Origin of the sequence: Microbispora sp. KK1-11, assembly GCF_006874435.1 — a bacterium.
In the GTDB taxonomy this organism is placed as follows: Bacteria; Actinomycetota; Actinomycetes; order Streptosporangiales; family Streptosporangiaceae; genus Microbispora; species Microbispora catharanthi.
In genome coordinates this window covers 1-1,372 of the sequence record NZ_VIRJ01000091.1, presented here as the reverse complement: position 1 = coordinate 1,372, position 1,372 = coordinate 1, and the positions used below count along the sequence as shown (strand labels likewise).

1 pseudogene is annotated in these 1,372 nt (G+C 66.1%); it reads left to right on the top strand.

Features of this window, described 5'->3' with window-relative positions:
* Positions 1-41: 41 nt before the first annotated feature.
* Positions 42-1,366 (top strand): annotated as a pseudogene (locus tag FLW16_RS42830) (IS701 family transposase).
* Positions 1,367-1,372 lie beyond the last annotated feature (6 nt).

The following is a 1,372-nucleotide window of genomic DNA, read 5'->3' as shown; positions in this document are numbered from 1 at the left end:
CTAGTACTACAGCCAGGTTTTGTGATCTATAGTTCTGGATCATGTCTGATGAGCTGACCGCGGGCGACCTTCAAGAGTGGGTGGCCGGGCTGGATGTGTTGTTCGCGCGGGTGGCGGGACGGTTCGGGCGGGTGGAACCGCGCAGGCAGGCGCGGGCGTATCTGCTGGGGCTGCTGGCTCCGATCGAGCGTAAGAACGGCTGGCAGCTGGCGGAGGCGGCCGGGGATGCGGCTCCTGATCGCATGCAGCGCTTGTTGAACAGTGCCCGCTGGGACCCCCGCCAGGTGCGGGTCGACCTGCGCGATTACGTGATGGACAACCTCGGTCACCGCGATGGCGTATTGATCGTGGATGACACCGGCTTCCTGAAGAAGGGCGACAAGTCGGCCGGGGTGCAGCGCCAGTACTCCGGCACGGCGGGTCGCATTGAGAACTGCCAGCTGGGCGTGTTCCTCGCCTACGCCTCTCCGCTGGGCCGGACGCTGATCGACGCCGAGCTGTATCTGCCGAAGTCCTGGACTGAAGACAGGGAGCGTTGCATCCGGGCCGGCATCGGGGAGGAGGTGGCGTTCGCCACCAAGCCGGTGCTGGCTCGGACGATGCTGGCCCGGGCCGTGAAGGCGGGGGTGCCGGCGTCCTGGGTGAGCGCTGATGAGGCCTATGGCATGGACAACAAGTTCCGGCGCTTCCTGGAAGAGCACCGCCTGAGCTATGTGGTGGCGGTGCCCAAGAGCCAATGGATCGGCATGGGGTGGGGCGGGGAAATCCGGGCCGACACCGCGACCGCACAAGCTCCGCCCGAGGCGTGGAAGCGCCGTTCCTGTAGCGACGGCGCCAAGGGCGAGCGTCTGTATGACTGGGCGCTGGCCACGGTGACCTTCGAGGCCGAGCCCGGCTACCAACGGTGGCTGCTCGTCCGGCGCAGCCTCACTCCCAATGCCAAGGGCGAGCTTGAGCTGGCCTACTACCTGTGTTACGCACCGGTCGGCACCACCTTGGAGGACCTCATCGCCGTCGCCGGTTCCCGCTGGGCGATCGAGGAGTGTTTCCAGTCTGCTAAGAACGAGACCGGACTGGACCACTATCAGGTCCGGCGGTTCGACGCCTGGCACCGCCACATCACCTTGGCGATGCTCGCCCACGCCTATCTCGCCGTCACCGCCGCGCACGCCCCAAAAGTCCAAGCGGCCTGGTCCGCCTCACACCAGCAGAAATCCGCCGTCTGCTGGCACGCCTGACCGCCGCGATCACCCTTCCCCTCAGTCACGCCCTCGCCTGGTCCCGACACAGACGACACCACCAAGCCCGCGCCCGAGCTAGCCACTACTGGAAACGCTGGCTCCGACATCACGAAATCAGGCTGTAGTACTAG